The following is a 24,475-nucleotide window of genomic DNA, read 5'->3' as shown; positions in this document are numbered from 1 at the left end:
GCTAATACTCCCCTCAAAATTAGATTTCCCTCTAATTTTGAGGGGATATTGACAGTTAGGAAATGTATTTATTTTTGGTTTTTGATAAATTTATTGTATTATTTTTTATTAGATGAACGAATAGGGCGATTAATGGCAAAGCTGCTCCAATGAGTAAAGTTACTTCACTATTAAATTTATAGTAAGTATAACTTCCAATCCATGAACCAAAGGCTCCTCCCAAAAAGAAAATAGTCATATATAATCCATTTAGTCTATTTCTTATCTCTGGATTCAAACCAAAGATAACTTTTTGACCTAATAATAAATTTCCCGCTACACCAATATCAATACAAATACCTGAGATAAGTATTAAAATTATACTAAATAGTGAATGATCTTGAACGAAAAATAATAGTACAACAGATAATAGTACGAGCACCATTGATACATTAGTCATTGTAAAAATATAACCTTTATCTGCCATTTTACCAATAGTAGGAGTTAATAAAGCTCCAGCTATTGCAACAAAGCCGAATAATGCAATTTCATTATTTGAAAAATGTAATGGCTCTGACCTTAATAAAATGGGAATAACTGTCCAATAAAGACTAAATGTTGCAAATAAGCATGCGTGATAAAAAGCTCTTTGTTGTAACGGAGAAGTATTTATTAGTAGTTTTACCATAGAAGCTATTAAATCTGGATATAACATGTTACTAGTCGATACCACTTCATAGTTAGGCAAAAATTTTATAATTAACAGTAATACGGTAACTAGTGTTATTAATGAAAAAAGAAATACCATTCTCCAGCCAAACCAGTCAGCTATTCCGATAGATAATGGACGAGCAATCATAATCCCAATTAATAAACCACTCATCACTTTACCCACATATTTACCTGTCTCTTCAATAGGCACAATTCTCATTGTTAGTGGAACTAACATTTGAGCCGCACAGGCTCCAATGCCAATTATAGTTGTTAATATTAAAAAAACAATTCCGTTTGTCGAAATTAGCGTACCAATTAATGAAATAATAGTTAGGCCAATAAGAATGCTTATTATTTTCTTACTTTTAAATAAGTCAGCCATTGGCACGATGAAAAACAATCCCAATCCATACCCAATTTGTGTCAAGGTAGTGAGCAAGCCGGATAAGTCAGAAGAGATGTTCAAATCTTTTGCCATGAATTGTACAATTGGTTGTGCATAATAAATATTTGCAGCAAGTGAACCACAACTAATTGCCAAAATAAATATTAGAAAATTTTCCTTTTTAGTCAACTTTATCATTCCTTTTATTTATTTATTTTTTTGGTACGTTCGTTCCGGAATTCTTAAAAAAGAAAGACTATAGGTCTGCAATAGTCTTATCCACTAAATGATAGGCTAAATTTTTCTCCTTTTTATATCTGGACATAAAATTAATGCTATGATTTAAACTTAATAAAGAATATGCAACTAATTCAGAATTAGCCTCTTGTGAAATTTCCCCTTTCCTTTTTCCTTCTTCAATGACTTGCTTAAATACTTTTTCGAGTTCATTAAAATCATTTATAAGTATTTTTTCTATGGATGGGTCAATATGTCCAATAAGCAGTGAAGAATTAGTTATAATACAACTTTTGGGAATATCATCTGAATAACATTTTTCAATATGTTGATAAAAAAAGGATTTAAGTGATGCTTTGGTGTTTATACCACTAAAAAGTAAATTTCTCTTTTGATAGCTATAGTTTTTATAATGTTCTAAAACCAGTTTAAATAGTTCATCCTTATCTCCAAAACTATCGTAGAGAGTAGACCGACTTATTCCCATCGTTTCAATAAGATCTGAGATATATGTAGCGTCATAACCTTTTTCCCAGAATAAATACATAGCTTTATTCAAAGCGTGTTCTTTGTTAAAACTAATACGTCTACCCATTTTACAACACCCCCTATCATATAATTTAGTATAAATTTTTCGGAACGATAAGTCCAGAAAAAATTTTTGAAATTAAGTCTTCCATTAATCATGCGTTGGGTGCATGATTATCGTAATTAGATTTATCAAATTTTGAAAAAGAAAAACAAAACTGCACACAATACTTGGCATATAGTTGAGACGTACAGCAAAGTTAAAGAGGATTGTTGCTATCTTTATCGTGCAATTAATGGAGATAAGTATACTTTAGATTTTCAACTTCGTAGAACAAGCGATCATCAAGCGGCCTTTATGTACGTACAAAACATTGTACCACTAAGCATCGACATATATAACGACGACTTGCGAAATCTTCTGACTTCCAAAATATTCGTCCTACTTCACATACCTTAAAAGAGATTAGAACGATTCAGCCCATAAATAAACAGAGACGAAGTCTTGAATCAGACTCCGTCTTTTCAGTGTACAAAGAACTACAGCACTTAGTAGCAAGTGCTTAAAACCTATTTACAATCTGTAGACCTCACTATATTTTTTCCAACTTCGCAGCGGAACTGAGACTTAAAACGCTCTGGACGTGTTCACGTAAAACATCGTCTGCAAGAGCCGTGTTATTGCCCTTCCAAGCGATATATCCATCTGGTCGTATCAAAAGACATCCCTGCTCGTCGCTTCCCCAAAGTCGTGCCAAGTCGCCGTAAGGGTCCTGCACGCTCAATCCTGGACCGATTTGCACAACCTCGATGTCGATACCAGTATCGGCTACTAGCTGTCTTGCTGAGTTGACCCAATCCTCACCTTGAAGCCAACAAAGCAGGGTAAACTGCCCTCCACCTACTAAATCCAAGGTTGAGATTTTGATACCATCGCGAACCAACCAACCATGAGGCAATTTGTGACCAGGAATACATGAAGGGAAATAGTATAGGTCTTTGTCACATTCTGGATCAGTTTTTTGGATTCCTTTACCACTAATCGCCGTCGAATGATAGTAAATATTCGTTTCCACGCCCAAGGCCGCAAATTCATATGCTTTGAGACTTATGGCTTCCCTGAGTTTTGCTCGCATGACAGCATCCGAATTACTAGTCCCTTTCAGCGATTTGATACCGGTCATCATTTCTTCAGCGCTGTACTGTCCATCAAGGTTAAGTGCTTCAAATATTGGTTTAAATTCTCGAACGCTTTTATTAGCACGTTTTACTATCCTTTCACCAACAGGGGCACGTTCGACACTGTAGGTATCGAGTAACTCTGATCCAGCTTTTCCTTTCAGCACGAACGCAAGCTTCCAACACAAATTATATGCATCTTGAATTGATGTATTTGAACCAAGTCCATTGGATGGTGGATGACGATGCACCGCGTCCCCCATACAAAATACCCTACCAAGGGAATATTGCGTAGCGTACATCTCATTAACCGTCCAGATGGATTTGCTTTTTATCTTAATCTCTATTTCAGCATCACCGATCAGTTGACGGCAAATGGAAATAGCCTCTTCCGTTGTTAGTTCTGGTGCAGGTTGGTTAATGTCATAGCCCCACACAATTTGCCATTCATTCCAAGGCCTTACCATGCGCAACAAACCTAAACCGATTCCACCGATATTTGCACCAGGTTGTATAATCCACCACAGATACCCAGGTCGATGAGCAATGTGCTTAGTCAGATCGGCATCAAAGATGATGCTGATACTACCTCTTTTCCCCATCTCACCAGCCATCGGCAAACCTAAATCCGTGGCGACCTTACTAGCTGCTCCATCAGCACCTATTAAATATTTGCATCGAATTTGATATATCTCCCCAGTAAGGCGATCTAGCACATCAACCGTTACACCTTTCGCATCTTGTAGATGAGAAAGGTATTCCGTATCAAAGCGGATGTGTGAACCACGAGTTGCAGCATTTGAAAGTAGAATCGGTTCAAAGAGATGCTGAGGCAAATCATATTGTTCACACGGACTAGCTTCCAAATAATCCGTAGTCCGCTGTGGACTGTTCATTCCAAAAGGAAATCGACCGATCTCATCTCCTGTGAGGGAGGTACAAAACACTACATCTCCCATAATTTCTTTTGGAGATGCCTTCGCAATCACTTCATCGGAAATGCCAAGGTCTCGGATAACTTCCATTGTCCTCTGACTCACATAGTGAGCACGTGGAGAGTTCGCCAACCACCTGTGTTTAGTGACGATAGTATTCTTGATTCCGTAAGAGCTCAACATCAATCCAGCAGATGAGCCTGCAGGCCCACTTCCAATAATCACAACATCAGTTTCCAGCATAATACATCCTCACTTTCTTTTATTCTATGAAACTTTTTAATTTTAATAGAGGTATATCGAATTAGTTTTCTTTTGTGCTGGCAAAAGGTAAATTTCAAGATTCAAAAGAAGCTAACCACCCCGGATCAGAGTGGCCGCATCCAACTGTTTTTACTTGAAATTCTTTGCAACTCGCTCATGCCGAGTCTCATTCCTCTTGCGGAAATCTAGCAACAAAGTAGTACCGATTACGCTGCTCATTCAAATAATAAGCAATGAAGCAACAGTCATCGCTCTCCATTTTTTCAGCTCATTTGTTAGATACTGATTCTTTCCAAGTTTACTCAAATTAACAAAACTACAAAATTATGCCTTCTTTAAGTAATAAGATAAAAAATTTAAACATCCGATATTCCGACAACAGCTCCCAATCCATCTGCACCTATAACTAAATCAGCGAAATACAAATGGACCTCGTTACCATAATCGATAAGTTTTTTAGACGCTTTCCAAATTTAAGCGTCCAGGACTGAGCTATTGACCATCAATGTACGAAAATCGCCATGCTGAACCGTAAAGTAGGGTGAACCGCACTGCTCAATTATTGCATCACCCAAGACCAACTCGGTAATTGTATCTCCTGTATATGTATTTCGGCTCGGGAATGTCTTGAGCTTCCAATGAACTTTTCTTTTAGTCTAGCTCATTCTAGTGCTTTAACCACGATAGGAGTGAGATGAATTCCAGCACCAATTTTTGAAAATCTCAGATTCCTAAAATACACTACAATCGAAAATCTCAATTTTGAAATATCACGGAAATTGCAGCTCGCCAAGGCCACAATCAACAACCGCAATGTGTTTCATTTTCCCCTTCTCAACTAGCACTCATTCTTGCCTACCATCAATTCTAGTAACCTTTCTCGATTATCTATCATATTAGGAATGTGATCAATCTCCTCGACCTTCTCCACGAATTGCCAGAAACTATCGCTTTGATTTTTTCCATATGTAGAAGCCATGCTCACAAGCCTAATCTTTGACATGAAATCTGGTATTTGATCTGGATTCTCGGGATCGCGAATTGTTCCTGCGTTTAAAAAGTACGGAAGGAATGAAACATCCGGTGTATCAGGTGTCCACACTAAATAGAGTTCTTGAGGCTTATCTGTCACATTTGCAAATCCGTGAACGATATTTCTTTCAACATAAAATAACTCCTTAGGTCGCATTTGTACTATTTGCAATGTATCTTTCGGAGCACCTTTACCTGGCGCTTTCTCAAGGTCTGGATACGTGTTCTTACCTACAAATATTGAGAATCCCCCATTCGGAGCATAGAACCATTCATCTATCCAGTGATGTACATGAGGTGGTGGTCCAACATGTGGAGGTACAACCAACTTGGCAAATAGGTACTTGCCACCCGTTGTTTTTCCCGTCTGAATAAAATCAAATGTTTCTCCTGCTGGCCCAAGGATAAGAGGCTCATTCGCATCCTTCAATAACTCCGGAAAATCGAAAGGCTTATAATCTCCCAAGTGGTCATTTTGGACTTCGCTCTGCTCTTTAGTATGCATTTTTTGGATCATACATTTCACTCCTAGTAATTTGATATTTTGTTCTGCAAATACCTAAAATGGATTAAATTTGAAAAACAATGTTATTTTAACATATAATAAAAATTTAGGAAGTTATTTTCCAGAAAAATTAGATTGATAAAACATTTAATTTTATATGTTTTTTAAAATTATAATTTTACATCGATTATACGAACATAATCAAAATACAATTCAGAATTTTTATACAGACGTCAAAAAGGTTCTGTTGCAAAGCTTTTTAAATAAGACTACACCCTAGAAAAAGAATACGGAGAATCAAAAATTCGATTTTATATAGATAAAACAATTCTTGGCTGTTTTTCTTTAAGCCATTTTGATGTATTTGAGGTCCAACAAAAACGAGGAGTTTCCGTTTCCTCTACCACAATCATGCGTTTGATGCATATGATTTATCATATTTTGAAAAGAAAAACAGAGCTGCAGACTCTGCTTAGCATTTAGATGAGACGTATATTAAAGTTAAAAGAGATTGGTACTATTTTCTTTAGATCTTCAACTTCGTAGAATATACAATCATCAAGTGGCTCATCTATTTATGAAGCGATTATTTTGTGCAAAAGAGCAAAGAGCTGTCTCATAAGTCAATTTCACCGACTTTTGGGGCAACTCCAGCCTTTTTCAATCATTGTATTTGCCATCACTTATCATTTTTATGGTATCTTTTGATGTAGAATTTACAATTTGCTGGACATTCTACGACTCATTAGAAGAGGTATTCAATCCACTTAATAAGATTTCCGTAAATACAAGACTAGTAGCTTCAACCATTATTTTTTCATTTTAAAGTCCCTTTTTTTCCGCTTCTTTTCTTCCCTTATGAGCTAGGTAAAAATATTTACCCGCTTTTAAAGGGTGACCATTCTCATAAAGTTGAACTGCCAATATATCTGAATATTCTAGGACATATTGCCATAGGCCTTCTTCTTCAAAGAAGATAAAGCTTTCTGCGATGATCTTTTCTAATTCTTCAACTGGTACTTCTTGAATTATTGCTTTTAAAATAGTAAAGTGATGTTCATATTCTTCTTGATCTAATTCCTTAGAAACCTTCATCCCCTTTTCAATCATTTTTAATGCGACTTTTGTTTCACCTAGTTTAAAATTTTCCCTAGCTTCTAAAAAAATAGTTCTAAAATGATTTGGCATTTTTTTTGTTACTTCCGATAAATAACGAATCGCTAGCTTGGAACGATTTTGTTCCGAATACATGTATCCTAAATTGTGTGTTGTTCTTAAAATAAAGTTCTCATCATTTTTATTATTTCTTTTTTGGATAATATCCATAGAAGTGATTAAATGCATTTCTGCATGTTCAAACCTTTTTAGTTGTATGTATGCATGTCCTAATACGTCATAACAACTTGCTATTTTAAATTCATACCCTATATGTTTAGAGAATATGGCTTTTGCTTTAGATACATGTTCAATAACCATAAGTGGTTGATGGATATAAGAGTAAAATATAGCATATTCAACATAAAACTCCGCTTCTTCTAATTCATCAGGAATATACTTTAAATTAGTTTCTGCTTTTTCATATAGTTCTTTTGCCTTTTTATAATTCCCAAGTGAAGTTTCATGAGATGCTCTAAAAAAGTAATAATAATATTCCATCAGACTGTCTTTAGGAATGTCCAAGGATTGAATCTTATCTGTATCTATAGAAATTGTCTTATCCAAGACTGCATATCTATATCTTAAAAGTGAGTAGTAAAGCATTAAATCTTGATTTTTTTTTATATTTTCAATTTCAACTTCAAGTTCTTTTTTTAATTCTTTTGCGCTTTCAACATTTTGCATGCGAATTTCAAGATACCATTTATCAAGAAATGTCTTTACATTCTCTTTTGTAATCACTTGTACATTCATAGACTCTTTCCCCTTTATCTGTAAATTAATTACATAATACCAAAAATGAATCAATAAATACATTTAATATTCTAAATATTTATTCAAGAAGATATTTCTCAATAAAATAACCTTACTAATCAAGTTGAGCATGCGAATAATTCTGAAAATAAACTGCCGCTCTTTAAATTTATAACTAAACCGCCAAATGATAGTATTTTTTCACTGGATAAATTTACAAAAAATTCAAATTATAATTGAGAAAGATTTTACACACTTACATATCTATGATTAGAGTTATAAAATTTTATGTATGAAATTTAAGATTTTAATTCTTACATATAAGGGGGAAGAAAACATGAAGAGAAGTAAGAAACTATTAGCGATAGGAATTTCAGCAGCTAGTATTTTAACATTTCAAGATTTTAGCGGTTACCAAATAGGACAACCGAACAAAGTTATGGCTGCAGAAACATGCTTACAAGTATCAAATCAAACTGAACTTTTAGAAGCTTTGAAAAAAAACACAAGTGTTATCGAGATTATGCAAACATTTACTGTTGATCAAACAATTACAATTCCAGCTAATGTAACGATCAAAGGAAATACAAAAGATACAAAGCTAATATTTCAGTCAGGCATTGACGGTGTCGAAGTTACAAATAATAATACTATTTCTAATTTACGTATAGAAGTATCCCCTAAAAATAGAGCTATTTATAACTCTTATACTCAAGATTCGATAGGAAAGCTAAAAGTTGAAAATGTAAAAACAATTGGTAGTGTCGAAATTCTAGCCAAATTGAAAGTTCAAAATGGAAATATAGATATTAAAAATTTACATATTATTGAAGCGGATGTGTTAGATAAAATAGAAAGGCCAATAGGTTTTGGTGTATCCGTCATCCAAGGTGCATTAACTATTTGGAACCAACAACCATCAAAAGATTCCGTTCTTTCGGTTCATTTAGATGAGATAAGCATTGGAGAAAAAGGTAAACCAGTTTTGGGAAGTGGTGTTTTTTTAAGTGGATATGGACATAATGCTCTACCAAATAATAATGGAATTTTAATCGCCGATGTTGTTAATACCGGCGAAATTCACTCTACAGGGAATATTAAGTTTGGGACACCTGATGTTATTTCTGGTGGTGTATTTGTAGTCCATGGTGCAAAGGTAAATAATTTAACTAATAGAGAAAAAGTCACAACGTATGGCGCAAATGATATGGTACTAGATAATTGGGGTGAAGTATCCCAATGGATTGCAAAGGATTCAATTACATCTTATGGACCAAGTGGAGTTGGATTTGTTAATTTTGGTAAAATAGATAAACTTAATGTGCTGGGTACAATAGAAACATTTGGTTTAGGAGCTCGTGGCTTTAATGCATACACTGGTGTTATTGATACTGCGAATTTCCAAAAAATTATCACGCATGGTGATGGTGCAACTGGTATACAAACAAGTACTCAAGTTGAAAATATAACAGTAAATGATGGGATTTTCACATATGGGAATATAGGGGATTCTTTAGTACAAGGTGTTATTAAGAAAATTGCCGCTCATGGACTGAGTCTATTAAAAGGTACGAAAACAAATACTATTGAGATTAATGGTGGGATTCATGTCGAAGGAAAGGATGTAAATACCTTGAATGTTGAAAATAGTGTTTATATGAAATCATTGATTGTAAATGAACAGAGTAAAAACTAACTGAATTCCAACGAGCACAAAATAAGGTTTTGGTGCAAAAATAAAATAAAAACCAGTAAAACACATATATCCCTAAAAAAATTGCATTTTATGCTACAAGTTCAAAAATTGATGGATATATTCTTTCTGGCTCTGGACAGACTGGTCCCATAAATGAATCTGTTCTTTTTAATTATATGCATAGCTGCTACTTCAGAAAGAATGGATGTAGCTGTATCACACCATTTGAACCCTAGCATAGAACAAGATCATCGCTTCTTTATAAAGCGATAATCTTGTTCTACTATGTATTCAAGTACTTTTATTGTCTAAGTCGCATACCGTAAGGTATGCTTTTTTCTTTTTCCAACTGTTGTGAACAGTACAAATTAACTTTTCTAATACTTGAGCTACTAAATCTTTTGCTTGATACTTACTGGTTCGTTGTACAAAACCAACATCTCTAGCAAAATCCCGCAAGGTATTTGGGGATAAAAAACTTTGAATCTATTGAGCAAATAGTTGTAATTCGTCAGACACAGAAACAGACATAAAACACGCCATCCTTTCCTATGATCCTACAGAAAGAATAGCGTATTTTTTCATTTTAGAGGGTATTTTGTTTTTTAGCTTGATAGCAATGGAATGCTCTCCGTACATGGCTATTTTCACCCCGCTATTTGTCGGCAATAAGACTCCCACCTCAAAATTCAGTGAATACGAGGAAGTTAGGTGGGAGTCGCGCTGCTCGTAAAAGCCCGATTGGTGGGGGCCAATAATCAATGTAGATGGACAAAAACCCCACTGATTAAAGTTTCACTTTATTTTTTCGGTACGCACAGAATCCCTAAACTAATAACAAAAAAACTCATTATTTGCTGCATTGATAGACCAAATAGAATCGAATTTTGTTCACTAATTAACGAAATAATGATATGAGCACTTCCCTCAAAAATAAAAAAAAGACTTATATTTTTTCCAGTTCCTAATCTTTCATTTTTCATCCATAACCAACTGATTATACAAAGGGCGAGCATGATCTCGTATACGAAAATAGGATGATATAAAAATTTAGATTCATATATTTTCATACCCCATGGCACTGTAGTTTGTACACCTAATTTTTGATGAAATAGAAAATAAAAAATAATACTCATGCTTATTCCAAAAGGCAATGCGTCAAGTAAAATGCGAAGAGAAAATTGCTTCTTTTTACTTTTCCAAACAATATATATACTTGCAATTATGCCCCCAACTATAATATGTTGAATACTTCCTACAGCTAATAATGCTTGCAATGGCGACTCTATTGCCCATACTGGATTTAAAATTGCCGGTGCAAATTTCCATACAAATACGATGATAAGAAAAGCATTTGTTACTGCATCCATCATTTTCTCATATGATACATTTTGCTGTTTCATCTTTCGTTTCATCAGCATAAATCCAAATAGACTTCCAATTATAAGAGATACGGGTTGTAACCTCACGATCCACTCCATCACTACGAAATCCCTTCTTAACTCTCAATTAATTTCTTAAATTTCTCTTCTAATTGATCTGGAGGTAATACCCCTCGTACATAATCTACTATAATTCCATCTTTATTAACAAAAAACGTCGTTGGCAAGGAAAATACTTTATAATCTAATCCAGCTACTCCATCCATATCTAGTAGAATAGGAAACTCAAATCCATGGCGATCCGCAAATGCGCTTGCTTCTTGTACCGGGTCCCCGATTGTTGCATTTACTGCAAAAATTTCAACATTCTTTTTATATTTGTCATACAAATGAACTAAGTCAGGTGCCTCCATTTCACATGGGCCACACCATGATGCCCAAAAATTAATAAGATACGGTTTTCCCTTTGCATCATTTAATGAGTATAGCTTCCCGTCTAATCCTTTTAATGTTATGTCAGGTGCTTTAAATCCTACTTGTGGTAATATTTCTTTCTCTTGTAACTCCGCTTGTTTCGCTTTCCTTTCCTTCTCTTCTTTCTTTGAATTATAAAAATTGACTCCCGCCCAAACGAGCGCTCCTACTAGTATAATAGCAATTAGCCTCTTCACTTTTCTTCCTCCTCATTTTTAAAATCCCGTAAATCCACCAAATAGACGAATAAAGAACGCTGTAATTTTTGTCATTTGATTTGTATACAATAAAACACCTGTTACAATCATCATTCCGCCGCCAATTTTCATCATGACACTGGCATATGTAACAATCCATTTTACCTTTCCGATAAAGAATGCCATCACAAAAAATGGAACTGCAAATCCAAGAGTATACGCTGTAATATAAAGAAGTGCCCCTTCAGGATTCGTCGCCCCAAGCATGAGTACAGCTGAAAATATCGGTCCAACACATGGCGTCCATCCTGCTGCATATGTCATACCGACTAAAATCGAGCGAATATATCCCGTTGATTTACTTCTATACTGTACCTTTTTCTCTGCCATAAGCCACTTAGGCTGAAACAATCCAGTCATAAATAACCCCATCAAAACAATAAAAATCCCACCAATTTGTTGAATCACTTTTTGGTTAGATGAGAATGTTATTCCAATCCAGCTTACTGATAAACCTAACGCGTAAAATATAACCGAAAATCCGATCATAAAAAACAAAGTATGTATAATCGCTGATTTCTGCATAATCCCACGATTCTCTTTTAAATCTTGAATAGAAACACCTGTAATATAAGATAAATAAGATGGATATAGCGGTAAAGAGCATGGCGATATAAATGACAATACCCCAGCCCCAGCTACAAGCCAAATTGTCAAATCTGCTGCGTTCATTTTATTCCTCCTAAACACACTACGATATGTAGTGTTAATTCTTAAAAAAAAGAGGCTATATGCACTCTCCGACAATAAGTACAATCGACATACAAAATAAACCTAATGTTACATATACCGAATTCGTATGTAACGGGATATTAAACTTAACAACTTTCTCATTTAACACTTGCTCGATTCGTAAATTGATTGCTGTTTTTGCAAATGAGGCTGTCACACATCGGTTTTCCATTGTCTTTATTTTAATTAGTTTTAATAACGCACTACCTAACTCGAATGAAGATTTCATTTTTTGCATCGCATATTTATCTGCTGCTAACTCCTGATACGTATGATACCACTGTAGCAGCCCTTTTAGTATCGGGATATACATCATTCCTTCTGCTAATAACGTAAAACAAAATAATTTTAGCGGATCCCAATTGTTTTGATGATATTCTTCATGGAAAACAATCGCATCAATTTCTTCCTCTGAAAACGTCTGAAGTATCCCTTCTGACATGACAACTTTCGGACGAAATAATCCAATTGTAAATGCTGCAACTTCTGCAGTTGGCAGTATATATATTTGTTTTCCTTTTCTAATAAACGGTACAAGTACTTTATGTAATTTTTTACTATAGAAAAATTGCCGCCAAATTCTTTTGCACACTATCAGTACAGTAAGTAATAATAATCCAGCTATTACGATACGAATCAACGATAGTTCTTTCATATGTTTTTCTAACTGAAACAAGCAAAACTTCGAAAGAAAGAACGCCTTATTTTGAAAAAGAAATGGATATGTAACGTAATACGTTAACATACAGAAAAAGAAAATACTAACAAGTACTGCCAACAATGCAATTTTACGCATTTGCCATTTCATTTTATCGATCCTCTTTTTTTAACTGACTCAATTTATCTTCTAATTTTTTTAGTAAAGTCGGATCAGCCTGCTCTAACTCATCTAGCATATGATTTACAACTAAGTCTCCAAATTCACCCATTAATTCCTGTGTCATTTTCTTCGTTTGATTGGATAAGAATTCTTCTTTTGTTTGTACAGCACGATATATGCCACTTCTTCTCACAGTCTGTTTTTCTAAGTGTAGTTTCTCTACTAACCTGTTCATAACTGTCATAACAGTATTAAAATTCACTGGTGACTCTTCACTTAATTTCTGCTGCACTTCTTTAATGGTAATACCTTCAGTAGACCAAACGATCTCCATAATTTTCGCTTCAAGCGGTCCAAAGAAGTGATTTAACCCTTGCTCATTTAACTTATAGTTTTGAGTAAACATAGTATGGCTCCTTTCACACTACGAATTGTAGTATAAATTAAATGAAAGGTCAAACACCAATGATATAATATACTATCCACTAATTATGAATAGCCAGTCATTGTAAACCTAACTTCTCTCCAAATGTATCAAAGAGATACTGCTCTAATATTTGCACACTAAACTTCTCATTACGCCCAAGTGCAAATAATTCCCGATCTTTCGCTACGATAGTATCTAAAGGAATAACCACATTATCCACTATTTTTGTAATTTCAATTATGTTACTTTTTACGTCTACCTCTGTTTTAAATTCAACATTTTCTAATACTATATGTGAACGTCTTCCTGATGCAAAAAAAGTAAAGTTCGGGTTTTTAACAACGCCAATTTCAGTCTCTAACGCATATAAATAGTGAAAAATTATATCTCTATGTCCATCTTTTATTATTTTTTCATCCTTCTCATCATCTAAGTATTCTTTCAGCTTCGTTGTAAATTCAAATCGAAAATCCACTTTTTTCACGCTCCTTTTTTTCATTCCATACTGAATAAATATATTAATATAATTTAACCATATTGTAATACAAGTTCCTATAAAAAGTAAAAAGCACTTTTGTAAAATCCCTAGTATTTCCGATGTCTTTTTAAAATATAAACACTAATTCAATATTAATTAATGCGTCGTTATATCCATTTAAACATATTGTTTCCATATTTTGAAACAATAGTATGCAATATTATATATCAATACACTGTTTCTAATTCATCGCTCTATATAGCCACCGCTCCCTTTACTATTCCAATATATTTAAACTGTATTTTCTCTTTATTCCTTACATTAGAGAAGGAATGTAACTCTCTTCTATCGAATTTTTACATAACAAAAATGATTAGGTGGTGCTTTACTATGAAATTAGCTGTCATTGGTGGTGGTGATTTACAAGATTTGAATCACTTGTATATTAATGAACGCCTTATAGAATTAACAAATAAACAGTACCCAAAAATATTATTCATTCCAACAGCAAGTCATGATGATGAAAGCTATATAAAATTATTTTTAGACACGTTTGAAAAACAATTACATTGTGAGGTGCAAATTTTACGTACTATAACCGATACGCCTTCTAAATATGAAATAGACGAGATGATTCATTCAGCCGATTTAATTTACCTCGGTGGCGGAAACTATATTGAAATGCTTACACAATGGAAAGAACATAAACTAGATGAGAAATTACTATTGGCTCTGCAACAAGGAACACTCATTGCAGGGTATAGCGCTGGTGCTATGTGTTGGTTCACATCTAGTATCCGATCAGATTATGAAAGTTCTGGTTATATAGAAAGTAACGGATGGGGTATTGTTAACAAACGATTTTGCCCTCATTATAATCAATTAAATAGAATGAATGCCTTCCATTCCTTTTTACAAAATCATCATGGTAATATAGAAGGCATTGCATTAGAGGATAATTGCGCTTTATATATTACAAAAGATTCCTTTGAAATTATCGGTGCGCCAGAGAAAGCATGGGAGTTTTATATGAATAATGGAAAACTCATTAGGCAGCATTTCGATATAACTTTGAAAAGTTATTTATAAGCTTTTACGAATAAAGAATGCCCCTAAGCATAACAACTTAGGGGCATTCTCATTCTTTTAACTAACTAGTCGAGTAATTCTTTTCTTCTGCCATGAAAGCTTATAATATGCATACTGTAATAGTAAGCTGACAATAAATGCTGCTGGGTACCCAATCCATATCCCTTCAATTCCAAGGCTTGTATGGTAAGAAAGGTAATACGCTACGGGTACTTCAACTAGCCAGATTGATACAACACCAATAACAGTTGGCCATAATACTGTACCACTCGCTCGCATCGTCGCACTAATAATTTGTGCATGACCGAAAATTAAATAACTCCATAATGTAATCATAACTAAGCTATGAGCAATTTCAATTGTAGTTTGACTCGTTAAAAATAGTGATAGAATGTCTCTTGAGAACAAGTAAATAAGAGATATTAACACACCACCGATGACATAGTTCATAATAATTCCGGCCTTCACAACTTTCTGCAATCGATCAAATTGATTCGCACCAATTGATTGCGCCGCAAAAATGGAGACTGTAATACCAAGGCTAACGGCTGGCATTTGTACATAACTTGCAACTTGATTCACAACGCCATAAGCAGCTGTTGCATCCGAACCGTAACGATTTACAAATGCGATTACTGCAATTTCAGATAATGAAACTAATATCATATTAATACTCGATGGAATACCAAGTCGTAGCAATAGCTTTAATAACTCCCAATCCATTCGGAGATATTTCCTTACCGTTCCATCTAGTTGTAGTGGGTGATTTTTCTTCTTTAAATATAGTAACATGACAATAAATGTAATAACTGTAGATATAACAGAAGCATAGGCTGCTCCATACACATCTAATTTCGGAGCTCCTAACCAGCCAAAAATAAGAACTGGTAATAAGATCATATTTAGCGCTGTACTTACAATTAAAAAGTAAAATGGCGTTTTAGAATCTCCTGTCCCTCTCATAAATGTTGTGTATGCAAAATATAAAAACAAAACTGGCATAGAGATAAATAAAATCCGTGCATAATGTACACTTATTTCAATAATATTTTCTGGTGTTCCCATAAGACGCATAATATCCATCGCAAAAATACTACCTATTATCGCCAATACAACCCCGATAATAAAAGTAAACGTAAGTGTCGTACCAACAATAGCTTTTAAACGATCTTCATTTTTAGCGCCAAACGCCTGACCAATTAAAATAGAACTACCCGAACCAATTCCAATTACGAATGAAACGAGTAGGAAAAATAACGGAAAGAATGCTGATATAGCTGCTAAATCATTTACACCAAGCCATCTTCCTACTACTACCATCCCAAATAATTGTCCAACTGATTGTAATACATTACTTAACAGTAACGGTACTAAAAACATGGACATCGATTTCCAAATCGGTTTACTCTCACTTTCCAACTTATGTGACTCCGCACCTTCTTTATTGTTATCTGTAGGTGGTTTCAAATTTCATTTCTCCTTTTATTAAAAATCTGTTTTTCAATCTCTATTTCTTTGTATAGTTGTTATAATTATGTGCTTCTATTCATTTTCTTTCCGTATTATTATAACTTCACCCAATATTGACTTCCATCGGCTGTTCTATCTAAAAATCCATATTCAATTAAATATCTTCTTAAAGTCACAAAATCTGGATATACATTTTCTAAAATTATATTTACTTCTTTTTCTGAATACTTTTGATTACTATCAAACTTTTTCACTAAGTGACGTAATATAATTAATTTACGCTTTTGCTTCTTCGGAAATTTAGAAAGCGGTCCATCTAATCCACCTGTAAAATGTGCTTTTAATACTTCATCATTCTCTTCTTCCGTAATATTGTATCGATCATCTACCATCGTTGCAGTTCTATGAATTGGTACAAATTTCGTTTGTACTTTCGATTTTTCTTCTGATACTTCCATTAACGCTAAAAATACTTTTGCTTGTTTCATCTTCTCTCGTAATGTAAATCGATGATTACGAATTGTCGATGTGCTTCCGCCATCCATTTCTTTTACGATTTCTTTATCACTCAGTCCCATATGGAAAAACTGAAGCATCTTCTTTTGCAAATCCGTTAAACCCGTAAATTTCTTATCCATATTTAATAAATAATCAAACATAGACGTATGCTCATTTTGTATATGCAATTGTACAAACTTCTCTGCTTCATACAAAACTTGATTATCTTGATAAATAACTCCTTTAATAAACGTTTCTCCACAAGCTAAACAAATATACTCCTCTGCTTCTTCATCAAACACATAACCTTTCTTCAATTCCTCTACTGATGCATCCCAAAACTTCTCTGAAATATCATTCATACTAAACACTCCTTCGAAATGTTTATTCTAAAAACAAACAAATTATAATAACGTTTATTATCACTTCATCATCTTAACATATACAAAACAGACATTTCAACGTTTCGTTTGCCTATTTTATAAACTTTTATAAAAAACATCTATAACCACCTTGAGTAATCGCTAAATATAATGAAATTATTATCCCATGGAGAAACTGTAATAACCTAATTAAAGTGGAGTCCGAAACAAAACAAGCCCTCTATTTAATCCCTATCAAATATTCCATTTTAACTACAAAAAAGGCGTTTCCTTTTATGGAAACACCCTTTCACCTTTTATATTTTTGTAAACAACCTCTACTAAAACTTTACTTGCCTCTATAAATACAGGTTTTCTATTTCCATCCTCAACAAATTTATTTGAACAACCACTCATAATCATCATACAACTCATTATGACTAGCGCTACATTTCTATTCTTGTAAGTCACTTCATGCCACTCCACTATTAAAAAACTTCCTTTAAATTTATCCTATCCAAAGATATTACACGAATAGCAAACCAAAAAATATGCAATCTTGCATATTCCCGCGTCTTATTAAGATATTGTGATTTAATTTATTTACAGAACACTTTTATCGAGGTGACTTACTTGAAATTTAAAGCGAAAAAAAATCCATTTCACATTTTTTTCATTTCTTTATTCTTGCAAAATGAAAACTCTATTTTTTTCACTCTTATGATGCTGTTAAATATCGTGAATCTTTCTTCATTCTATTTTTCACACTACAATATAACGGAATCATCTCTTGTTGTAAAACACGGTTTCATACTGCGCACTGAAATTCCATTTAAAGACATTCGTCACATTAAATACTCTGGCAAAAAACTCCGTTCAGAAAAGTGGACTAGACAGCGATTAGAAATTGATTATAATTTATTTGACTCCGTGACAACTTTCGTACCACAAGAAGAAGAAAAATTCATTTCACTCTTAAAAGAGAACTGTCCAAATATAAAAGTACTCCATTCGACCACTAACAAGTAATATATTTCGGAGCTTACAGTGGTGCAGTTGGGGGAAGCATAAAAAGGGATTAAAATAAATATCTGAGAAAAAAGCCCAGATTCGAAATTTCGAATCCGGGCTTCTTCTATTATTCTTTTGGAGCAATCATTTTTTTCGGATCTACAATTTCGTCAAATTGCTCTTCTGTTAATAATCCAGATTGCAGTGCTGCCTCTTTTAAAGTTAAACCATCTTTATGAGCATGTTTCGCAATTTTTGCTGCATTTTCATATCCAATATGCGGGTTTAATGATGTAACAAGCATTAATGAACGATTCACATTCTCTTTAATTACTTCTTCATCTGCTTCAATACCAACTGCACATTTATCATGAAATGAAACAATTGCATCGGCTAATAAGTGAGCTGATTGTAAGAAGTTATAAGCAATAACAGGTTTAAATACGTTTAGCTCAAAGTTACCTTGGCTCGCAGCAAATCCAATAGTAGCATCATTACCCATAACTTGTGCTACAACCATCGTTAAAGCTTCACTTTGCGTTGGATTTACCTTCCCTGGCATAATCGAGCTTCCTGGCTCATTAGCAGGAATAATAATTTCTCCAAGACCACTACGTGGACCGCTTGCAAGCCAGCGTACATCATTAGCTATCTTCATTAGATCAGCAGCTAATGCCTTTAATGCACCATGAGTATATACAACTTCATCATGACTCGTTAAGGCATGGAACTTATTTGGTGCAGAGATAAATTGTTTACCTGTAAACTGACTAATCTCTTCTGCTACCATCTCACCAAATTTAAGATGAGCATTAATACCCGTTCCAACCGCAGTACCACCAATTGCTAACTCTTTCATATATGTATTGCTCTCTGCAATCATACGCTCTGTTTTTTCAAGCATACGGTGCCATCCACTAATTTCTTGCCCTAACGTTAAAGGTGTTGCATCTTGTAAATGTGTACGACCGATTTTTATAATATGTTCAAATGCAATTACTTTTTCTGCTAATGTTTCTTTTAACTTTGTAATCGCTGGTAATACGTGATTTTCTACTGCAATTACACACGCTACATGCAGCGCTGTTGGGAATGTATCATTTGAGCTTTGGGACATGTTCACATCATCATTTGGATGAATATGTACCTCAGATCCCTTTTCTTTCAAAATTTGATTTCCTCGGTTTGCAATTACTTCATTCACATTCATGTTCGATTGTGTACCACTACCTGTTTGCCATACGACAAGTGGAAAATGCTCATTCCATTTCCCTGCAATCACTTCATCAGCAGCTTCCACAATTGCTTCTGCTTTTTCTTCTGATAACTTTCCTAATTTTTGATTGCTAAGTGCTGCACTCTTCTTTAAAATCGCAAATGCTTTTACAATTTCAAGCGGCATTTGCTCTGTTCCAATTGGGAAGTTCTCTTTACTACGCTGCGTTTGCGCTGCCCATAATTTATCAGCTGGAACTTTCATTTCTCCTAATGTATCTCTTTCAATTCTGTACTCCATTTTTTCATCCCCTTGAAAATTTAATACCTACATTTCTTATATTAACAGACTTTCTCTCAAATGATAAGAATTCTCACTCGTATATATGAATATTCAATATTTATTTTTTAAATTCCTCTTGACCTAAACTTAAGTTTAGGTTGTATCCTACTATATCGACACTGGAGGAATTCAATATAAAAAAATCACCTTCTACATTACATAGAAGGTGATTTTTTTATTTATGATACTTGCTTTCCTTTATCTGCATCATCTACATACCAAATAAACTTGCCTGTATATCCGTAAATAACTGCTAAAATTAGCGATACGAAGCTTAACCACATAAATGGAATGTATGATAACGTTGCTACACCTAAAATACCAGCCATAAAAATACCGTTATCAGACCATGGAACCATACCCGAAGTTAACGTTCCACCTACTTCTGAGTTACGCGCTAATACGCGGCGGTCTATTTTTAATTTATCATAGCTATCTTCCATAATTTTCGGTGTTAAAATAAGTGATACGTACATCGCACAACCAAATATATTAGCTAAAAATGCAACGATTAATGTAGACAATGTTACATTACCTGCAGAATGTAATTTCTTTTCAAATTTCGATACGATTACTTTTAAAACACCTAGTTTTTCAAGTAATCCACCAAATCCTAAACCGAAGATAATTACGGCTACGGAACCGAGCATACCGTTAATCCCACCACGGTTTAATAACTTATCGATGAACTCCACTCCTGATTGAATTGAGAATCCGTTATATGCTGTTCCAATCGCTTCTCCAAAGTGCATTCCTTGGAAAAGGGTAGCCCAAATTGCGCCAAGTAAAGCTCCCATTGCAATTGTCGGCATAGAAGGCTTCTTCATTGCTAATAGTGCAATGACAATTACTGCTGGAACTAGCATCCATATTTTAATATCAAAGTGTTTTAATAAAGATTCTTTTAAAAACTCCACTCGATTTAAATCTACATTATCTCCGCCATACATCCAGCCAGCTACAGTAAACATAATGCTAGTGATAATATACGCCGGAACGTCTAATACAAGCATAGCTCGAACGTGAGCAATAACGTCTACTTTCGCCATAGAAGCTGCAAGAACTGTACTATCAGAAAGTGGCGATAATTTATCTCCGAAATAAGCTCCTGAAAGAACTGCACCAGCAACAAGTGGTAATGGTAATCCAAGACCTTCACCAATTGCCATCATAGCGATACCTGCTGTTCCTACTGTTCCCCAAGATGTTCCTGTCGCGATAGAAGTTATCGAACAAATAATTAACGTTGCCAATAAGAATATGCTAGGGTGAATGAATTCTAATCCGTAATAGATTAATGTTGGTACTACCCCACCAGCAATCCATGTTCCAATTAAAGCCCCTACTGCAACTAAAATAAGAATTGCTTCTAATCCGTTAGAAATCCCTTTCGTAATTGCATCTTGCAATTCTTGATAACGAAATCCTAATCTTAATCCAAGCGCAATTACTAAAAACCATGAAATAAATAGCGCTAATTGAATTGGGAGATCAAAAATCGTTTGGAAGGAAAAGACAACAGCAAGAAATAGTAATAAAAGGATTATGATTTCTGGCATCGATGGTAATCTTACACTTTTCATTTTTTTCTCTCCTTACAAGTCGATAACATGATGTATGTCGTCTTATATGTATGTAGTATACAATTAGCAAAGACAAAACAAAATTTTCATATTATTTCGATTTATTTTTTCAGTATAATATATTCACAACCCTTTCTATTGTAAAAGTAGATGCTACTTTTCGCAATGGAAAATATAAAAAAGATTGTATTTTTATTTATTTAGAAAAAAATAATCCTAACCTTTTTAATGTTTACCTAACACTCTCTTTCTAAAAAAAGAAGAGCACACATCTTTTCATCGATGTATGCTCTTCTTTTATTTATACATATTTTGTATTTCTTCTTTATTTTTAAGTATCTCCGAAAACTTTTCACTACAACCTTTCGGAAATAATACTCCAAGTCCATATGAATGACCAAACTGAAAATGAGGGTGCTTCGCTTTGATCTCATCCCAAAACTTATACACACCGAAATCACCGCTTTTAACTTCAATATCATGAAATAATACAATACCGTTTTTCGCTACTTTAGGTAACCATATTTTATAATCATGAGAAACAGCTTCATACGTATGATAGCCATCAATATGCAAAAGATTTATCGTTTCATCTTGAAACCGTTCTACAGCATCATCAAAAGTAGACCGAATTAAGTTTCCTATATTAAGGTAGTTATGGTCCACAACTTTTTCTACTATTTGAAAAACCCCTTCTCCATATGGACCTGTATGTCCATCTCCCGTCCAAGTATCTACAGCAAAACATTTTGTGGCTAACCCACCATCTTTTACCCCCTGACAAAAACTGAAAAAGGAAGCACCTAGATGTGTACCTAACTCGACTAATGTTTCTGGCTTTTCAAATCGTACTAAATCATATGCAAAATCTAAATGTCCACTCCACGCAGATTGCGACCGAATAATTGGACTAAAGTTTTCAAATTCAAACGATGGTTTATGAGTAACCCAGTTCATCTCGTATCTCCTTATACACATATTTTTAACAAACCAAATTACTCTTATCTTTACTTTGTTATCATTGTAATTATGATTCTATTTCATAAAAAGATGAAGAATTATCCCTTTCTTATTGAGGTAAAGCATCATATACATATGGATCTGTTGGCTTATTAATCTTCTCTACTTTACTTATTTTCACAAGTGGAAATAGCGTTCCTTTATATGCCGTTCTATCTAATACCCCTGTTATTTTCACCCATGTTTCCTCTGGAAATTTTTCAACTCTTTGTCCCGTAACAATCATCCCCCAGACTGATGCATCCGCAATACAACAAGTTATGCCATATCGAGCCACTACAACTTTATTACCCGTCACATCTTTATCACTATATATAAACCCTGAGAATGTAATTTCTTTCCCTTTAAACCCATTAACATCTTGGCCAATTATAAACATTGTTTGAACATAATCCTTATCCTCTACTTGTATTTTACGCTGCCCTAACATACTTTTTGCTAATTGCTCTTCCGTTTGATAAGTCGCTTTTAAATTCGAGGGTTCATCTTGATCAACTAATACTTCTCGCCAATCAGAATTTACCTGTCTTCCCTCTTTTTCGTTCTTTTCCATACTTAACGGCTGTGCACTTTGATTCATACCCCTTTTTCCTGCTAAACTTCCATCAATTGTTATACTTCCAAATAAAAAAGCGCTAATAATTGGAACAACAAATAAAACATATACAAAGTAATTTTTCATCCTTGATTTTGATATTCTATGATGCATACAACAATTACAATCATCTTCTTCCTCTCTCTCATTTCCCCAAACTTGTATGGAACCAAGAAGTAAAATTACTACAAAAGCTATATACGTAAATTTAATCATTTTTGGAGCGATAAAATTGTAAATATTTCCTGTTACAAGTAGTTTAAATAAGAGCATCGCTAAACCCATTAAAATAATGCCACGAATATAGCCATGATATGCCTGTTGCTCCTCTTTCTCCATTCTTCTCACCTCCTATAACATTGTGATTTGCAAAATGGTATACACCGATAAAATGACAATTCCAATCAAAAAGAATACAAATCTTTTTTGAAAATACGCAAATAGCATTAACGTATTTTTCATATCAAGCATAGGCCCAAACACAAGAAATGCGAGAAGCGCCTTTACCGAGAATACATGCCCAAATGATACCGCTATAAACGCATCGGCTGCTGAGCAAATTGATAAAACATAACCAAATCCCATCATAACAATTGGAGCAATTACTTCGTTATGTGCTACTGTATCAAGTTCATTCCGATCAAAAAATGTTTGAAATATACTCGCTAAAAAAGCACCAATTAATAAATACTTACCCGTATCAAAAAACTCATCTACAGTATGATTCACAGCATCTTTCCAACTCTTTCTTTGTCTTTTCTGAACCGAAACCTCTACGTCTTTTAAAACATTTCTCCCGCGATAGCAATAATACACAATTAGACCTATGAATAGAGCAACAAGAATTGTTATCCCAAAGCGTGTATATACAACGGCATTATTTTTTTGAAACGCATATACGGTAGATAAAAGAACAACTGGATTCATAATAGGTGCACTCAACAAAATGACAATTCCCACATGCAGAGGGAGTCCTTTTTGAATAAGTCTTCTTACAATTGGTATAATGACACATTCACACATTGGAAAAAGGATTCCGACAAATACCGCCGGAATCATTGCAACAATCGGAGATCTCGGCATTACTTTTCGAATCATATCTTCTGTCACAAACACTTGAATGAGAGAAGACACAATTACCCCTAATAAAATAAAGGGTATTGCTTCAAAAATAATACTTAAAAACACCGTATTCACATTCAGCCATTGTTGTGGCATACTTTTATGCAAATTTGCTAGACTTGTAAAATCCACAAAAAATAATAAAAAGAGAAAAATAGCAATAAGAGCTATTCCTATTAATTCTTTTGAAACTCTATTAAAGACCAACACTATCGCCCCCGTTTTATTCATA

Annotated in this window: 22 protein-coding genes and 3 pseudogenes; 5 read left to right on the top strand and 20 right to left on the bottom strand. The window is 34.1% G+C overall.

Annotation, left to right across the window (positions count from 1 at the left end; genetic code table 11):
- Positions 1-55 precede the first annotated feature (55 nt).
- Both ACQKNR_RS22255 and ACQKNR_RS22250 read right to left on the bottom strand, forming a co-directional pair.
- Complete coding sequence (locus tag ACQKNR_RS22255) at positions 56-1,276, bottom strand: MFS transporter (RefSeq protein ID WP_427320654.1); 1,221 nt, start codon at positions 1,274-1,276, stop codon at positions 56-58.
- A gap of 58 nt (positions 1,277-1,334) precedes the next feature.
- A complete protein-coding gene (locus tag ACQKNR_RS22250) occupies positions 1,335-1,910 on the bottom strand; it encodes a TetR/AcrR family transcriptional regulator (protein ID WP_427320652.1) in 576 nt (191 codons plus the stop codon).
- A gap of 87 nt (positions 1,911-1,997) precedes the next feature.
- On the opposite strand from ACQKNR_RS22250, the pseudogene ACQKNR_RS22245 reads away from it, so the two are divergent.
- A pseudogene (locus ACQKNR_RS22245) lies at positions 1,998-2,410 on the top strand (DDE-type integrase/transposase/recombinase); the annotation flags it as partial.
- A gap of 26 nt (positions 2,411-2,436) precedes the next feature.
- On the opposite strand, the gene ACQKNR_RS22240 reads toward ACQKNR_RS22245, so the two are convergent.
- Complete coding sequence (locus ACQKNR_RS22240; protein WP_427320650.1) at positions 2,437-4,200, bottom strand: FAD-dependent oxidoreductase; 1,764 nt, start codon at positions 4,198-4,200, stop codon at positions 2,437-2,439.
- A gap of 859 nt (positions 4,201-5,059) precedes the next feature.
- On the bottom strand, positions 5,060-5,770 hold the full coding sequence (locus tag ACQKNR_RS22235; protein WP_427320648.1) for a cupin domain-containing protein: 711 nt from the start codon (positions 5,768-5,770) through the stop codon (positions 5,060-5,062).
- A 327-nt stretch (positions 5,771-6,097) separates the two neighbouring features.
- Here ACQKNR_RS22235 and ACQKNR_RS22230 point away from each other — a divergent pair.
- Positions 6,098-6,347 (top strand): annotated as a pseudogene (locus ACQKNR_RS22230) (IS6 family transposase); the annotation flags it as partial.
- Between the two features lie 233 nt (positions 6,348-6,580).
- Here ACQKNR_RS22230 and ACQKNR_RS22225 read toward each other — a convergent pair.
- Positions 6,581-7,669, bottom strand: a complete 1,089-nt coding sequence (locus tag ACQKNR_RS22225) for a tetratricopeptide repeat protein (protein WP_427320646.1) — start codon at positions 7,667-7,669, stop codon at positions 6,581-6,583.
- A 337-nt stretch (positions 7,670-8,006) separates the two neighbouring features.
- On the opposite strand from ACQKNR_RS22225, the gene ACQKNR_RS22220 reads away from it, so the two are divergent.
- Positions 8,007-9,365, top strand: coding sequence for a hypothetical protein (locus ACQKNR_RS22220; RefSeq protein WP_427320644.1), 1,359 nt, complete (start codon positions 8,007-8,009; stop codon positions 9,363-9,365).
- A gap of 93 nt (positions 9,366-9,458) precedes the next feature.
- On the opposite strand, the pseudogene ACQKNR_RS22215 reads toward ACQKNR_RS22220, so the two are convergent.
- From ACQKNR_RS22215 to ACQKNR_RS22185, 7 genes and pseudogenes are all read right to left on the bottom strand, one after another.
- Positions 9,459-9,720 (bottom strand): annotated as a pseudogene (locus tag ACQKNR_RS22215) (IS6 family transposase); the annotation flags it as partial.
- Positions 9,721-10,165: 445 nt separating this feature from the next.
- Positions 10,166-10,846 (bottom strand): prolipoprotein diacylglyceryl transferase family protein, encoded by a 681-nt coding sequence (locus ACQKNR_RS22210; protein ID WP_427320849.1) that lies wholly within the window; start codon positions 10,844-10,846, stop codon positions 10,166-10,168.
- A 17-nt stretch (positions 10,847-10,863) separates the two neighbouring features.
- The gene (locus ACQKNR_RS22205; RefSeq protein WP_427320642.1) at positions 10,864-11,418 is read right to left on the bottom strand and encodes a TlpA family protein disulfide reductase; all 555 of its coding nucleotides are present in this window, start codon (positions 11,416-11,418) and stop codon (positions 10,864-10,866) included.
- An 18-nt stretch (positions 11,419-11,436) separates the two neighbouring features.
- The gene (gene ccdA / locus ACQKNR_RS22200) at positions 11,437-12,150 is read right to left on the bottom strand and encodes a cytochrome c-type biogenesis protein CcdA (protein ID WP_427320640.1); all 714 of its coding nucleotides are present in this window, start codon (positions 12,148-12,150) and stop codon (positions 11,437-11,439) included.
- A 55-nt stretch (positions 12,151-12,205) separates the two neighbouring features.
- Positions 12,206-13,018: a M56 family metallopeptidase gene (locus ACQKNR_RS22195; protein ID WP_427320638.1), complete on the bottom strand. Its 813-nt coding sequence runs from the start codon at positions 13,016-13,018 to the stop codon at positions 12,206-12,208.
- Position 13,019: 1 nt separating this feature from the next.
- Positions 13,020-13,436, bottom strand: coding sequence for a BlaI/MecI/CopY family transcriptional regulator (locus ACQKNR_RS22190; RefSeq protein WP_427320636.1), 417 nt, complete (start codon positions 13,434-13,436; stop codon positions 13,020-13,022).
- A 97-nt stretch (positions 13,437-13,533) separates the two neighbouring features.
- Positions 13,534-13,932 (bottom strand): DUF3942 family protein, encoded by a 399-nt coding sequence (locus ACQKNR_RS22185; protein ID WP_427320634.1) that lies wholly within the window; start codon positions 13,930-13,932, stop codon positions 13,534-13,536.
- A gap of 393 nt (positions 13,933-14,325) precedes the next feature.
- On the opposite strand from ACQKNR_RS22185, the gene ACQKNR_RS22180 reads away from it, so the two are divergent.
- The gene (locus ACQKNR_RS22180) at positions 14,326-15,024 is read left to right on the top strand and encodes a peptidase E (RefSeq protein WP_427320632.1); all 699 of its coding nucleotides are present in this window, start codon (positions 14,326-14,328) and stop codon (positions 15,022-15,024) included.
- A gap of 57 nt (positions 15,025-15,081) precedes the next feature.
- Here the strand turns inward: ACQKNR_RS22180 and ACQKNR_RS22175 are convergent, their stop codons facing one another.
- From ACQKNR_RS22175 to ACQKNR_RS22165, 3 genes are all read right to left on the bottom strand, one after another.
- Positions 15,082-16,491 (bottom strand): MATE family efflux transporter, encoded by a 1,410-nt coding sequence (locus ACQKNR_RS22175; RefSeq protein WP_427320630.1) that lies wholly within the window; start codon positions 16,489-16,491, stop codon positions 15,082-15,084.
- A gap of 98 nt (positions 16,492-16,589) precedes the next feature.
- Positions 16,590-17,354 (bottom strand): DUF2087 domain-containing protein, encoded by a 765-nt coding sequence (locus ACQKNR_RS22170; protein WP_427320628.1) that lies wholly within the window; start codon positions 17,352-17,354, stop codon positions 16,590-16,592.
- A gap of 294 nt (positions 17,355-17,648) precedes the next feature.
- Complete coding sequence (locus tag ACQKNR_RS22165; protein ID WP_427320626.1) at positions 17,649-17,825, bottom strand: hypothetical protein; 177 nt, start codon at positions 17,823-17,825, stop codon at positions 17,649-17,651.
- Positions 17,826-17,987: 162 nt separating this feature from the next.
- On the opposite strand from ACQKNR_RS22165, the gene ACQKNR_RS22160 reads away from it, so the two are divergent.
- Complete coding sequence (locus ACQKNR_RS22160) at positions 17,988-18,383, top strand: PH domain-containing protein (RefSeq protein ID WP_427320624.1); 396 nt, start codon at positions 17,988-17,990, stop codon at positions 18,381-18,383.
- Positions 18,384-18,492: 109 nt separating this feature from the next.
- On the opposite strand, the gene fumC is transcribed toward ACQKNR_RS22160, so the two are convergent.
- The 5 genes from fumC to ACQKNR_RS22135 all read right to left on the bottom strand — a co-directional run bounded on the left by fumC (position 18,493) and on the right by ACQKNR_RS22135 (position 24,450).
- Complete coding sequence (gene fumC / locus ACQKNR_RS22155) at positions 18,493-19,881, bottom strand: class II fumarate hydratase (RefSeq protein ID WP_427320622.1); 1,389 nt, start codon at positions 19,879-19,881, stop codon at positions 18,493-18,495.
- Between the two features lie 221 nt (positions 19,882-20,102).
- A complete protein-coding gene (nhaC, locus tag ACQKNR_RS22150) occupies positions 20,103-21,506 on the bottom strand; it encodes a Na+/H+ antiporter NhaC (RefSeq protein ID WP_427320620.1) in 1,404 nt (467 codons plus the stop codon).
- Between the two features lie 297 nt (positions 21,507-21,803).
- The gene (locus tag ACQKNR_RS22145) at positions 21,804-22,463 is read right to left on the bottom strand and encodes a class I SAM-dependent methyltransferase (RefSeq protein ID WP_427320618.1); all 660 of its coding nucleotides are present in this window, start codon (positions 22,461-22,463) and stop codon (positions 21,804-21,806) included.
- A 112-nt stretch (positions 22,464-22,575) separates the two neighbouring features.
- A complete protein-coding gene (locus ACQKNR_RS22140) occupies positions 22,576-23,460 on the bottom strand; it encodes a TIGR03943 family putative permease subunit (protein ID WP_427320616.1) in 885 nt (294 codons plus the stop codon).
- A 12-nt stretch (positions 23,461-23,472) separates the two neighbouring features.
- Positions 23,473-24,450 (bottom strand): permease, encoded by a 978-nt coding sequence (locus tag ACQKNR_RS22135; RefSeq protein WP_427320614.1) that lies wholly within the window; start codon positions 24,448-24,450, stop codon positions 23,473-23,475.
- Between the last annotated feature and the right edge of the window lie 25 nt (positions 24,451-24,475).

The sequence above is a fragment of the Bacillus sp. NPDC094077 genome (assembly GCF_050279465.1).
GTDB lineage: Bacteria > Bacillota > Bacilli > Bacillales > Bacillaceae_G > Bacillus_A.
The sequence above is the reverse complement of the archived record's forward strand: the minus strand, read 5'-3'. Positions and strand labels throughout refer to the sequence as shown.

Bases quoted from the DNA above. Each gene is read 5' to 3' on its own strand.
- ACQKNR_RS22255 (WP_427320654.1), bottom strand. From the start codon at position 1,276: ATGATAAAGTTGACTAAAAAGGAAAATTTTCTAATATTTATTTTGGCA.
- ACQKNR_RS22250 (WP_427320652.1), bottom strand. From the start codon at position 1,910: ATGGGTAGACGTATTAGTTTTAACAAAGAACACGCTTTGAATAAAGCT.
- ACQKNR_RS22240 (WP_427320650.1), bottom strand. From the start codon at position 4,200: ATGCTGGAAACTGATGTTGTGATTATTGGAAGTGGGCCTGCAGGCTCA.
- ACQKNR_RS22235 (WP_427320648.1), bottom strand. From the start codon at position 5,770: ATGATCCAAAAAATGCATACTAAAGAGCAGAGCGAAGTCCAAAATGAC.
- ACQKNR_RS22225 (WP_427320646.1), bottom strand. From the start codon at position 7,669: ATGAATGTACAAGTGATTACAAAAGAGAATGTAAAGACATTTCTTGAT.
- ACQKNR_RS22220 (WP_427320644.1), top strand. From the start codon at position 8,007: ATGAAGAGAAGTAAGAAACTATTAGCGATAGGAATTTCAGCAGCTAGT.
- ACQKNR_RS22210 (WP_427320849.1), bottom strand. From the start codon at position 10,846: ATGGAGTGGATCGTGAGGTTACAACCCGTATCTCTTATAATTGGAAGT.
- ccdA (WP_427320640.1), bottom strand. From the start codon at position 12,150: ATGAACGCAGCAGATTTGACAATTTGGCTTGTAGCTGGGGCTGGGGTA.
- ACQKNR_RS22195 (WP_427320638.1), bottom strand. From the start codon at position 13,018: ATGAAATGGCAAATGCGTAAAATTGCATTGTTGGCAGTACTTGTTAGT.
- ACQKNR_RS22190 (WP_427320636.1), bottom strand. From the start codon at position 13,436: ATGTTTACTCAAAACTATAAGTTAAATGAGCAAGGGTTAAATCACTTC.
- ACQKNR_RS22180 (WP_427320632.1), top strand. From the start codon at position 14,326: ATGAAATTAGCTGTCATTGGTGGTGGTGATTTACAAGATTTGAATCAC.
- ACQKNR_RS22170 (WP_427320628.1), bottom strand. From the start codon at position 17,354: ATGAATGATATTTCAGAGAAGTTTTGGGATGCATCAGTAGAGGAATTG.
- fumC (WP_427320622.1), bottom strand. From the start codon at position 19,881: ATGGAGTACAGAATTGAAAGAGATACATTAGGAGAAATGAAAGTTCCA.
- nhaC (WP_427320620.1), bottom strand. From the start codon at position 21,506: ATGAAAAGTGTAAGATTACCATCGATGCCAGAAATCATAATCCTTTTA.
- ACQKNR_RS22145 (WP_427320618.1), bottom strand. From the start codon at position 22,463: ATGAACTGGGTTACTCATAAACCATCGTTTGAATTTGAAAACTTTAGT.
- ACQKNR_RS22140 (WP_427320616.1), bottom strand. From the start codon at position 23,460: ATGGAGAAAGAGGAGCAACAGGCATATCATGGCTATATTCGTGGCATT.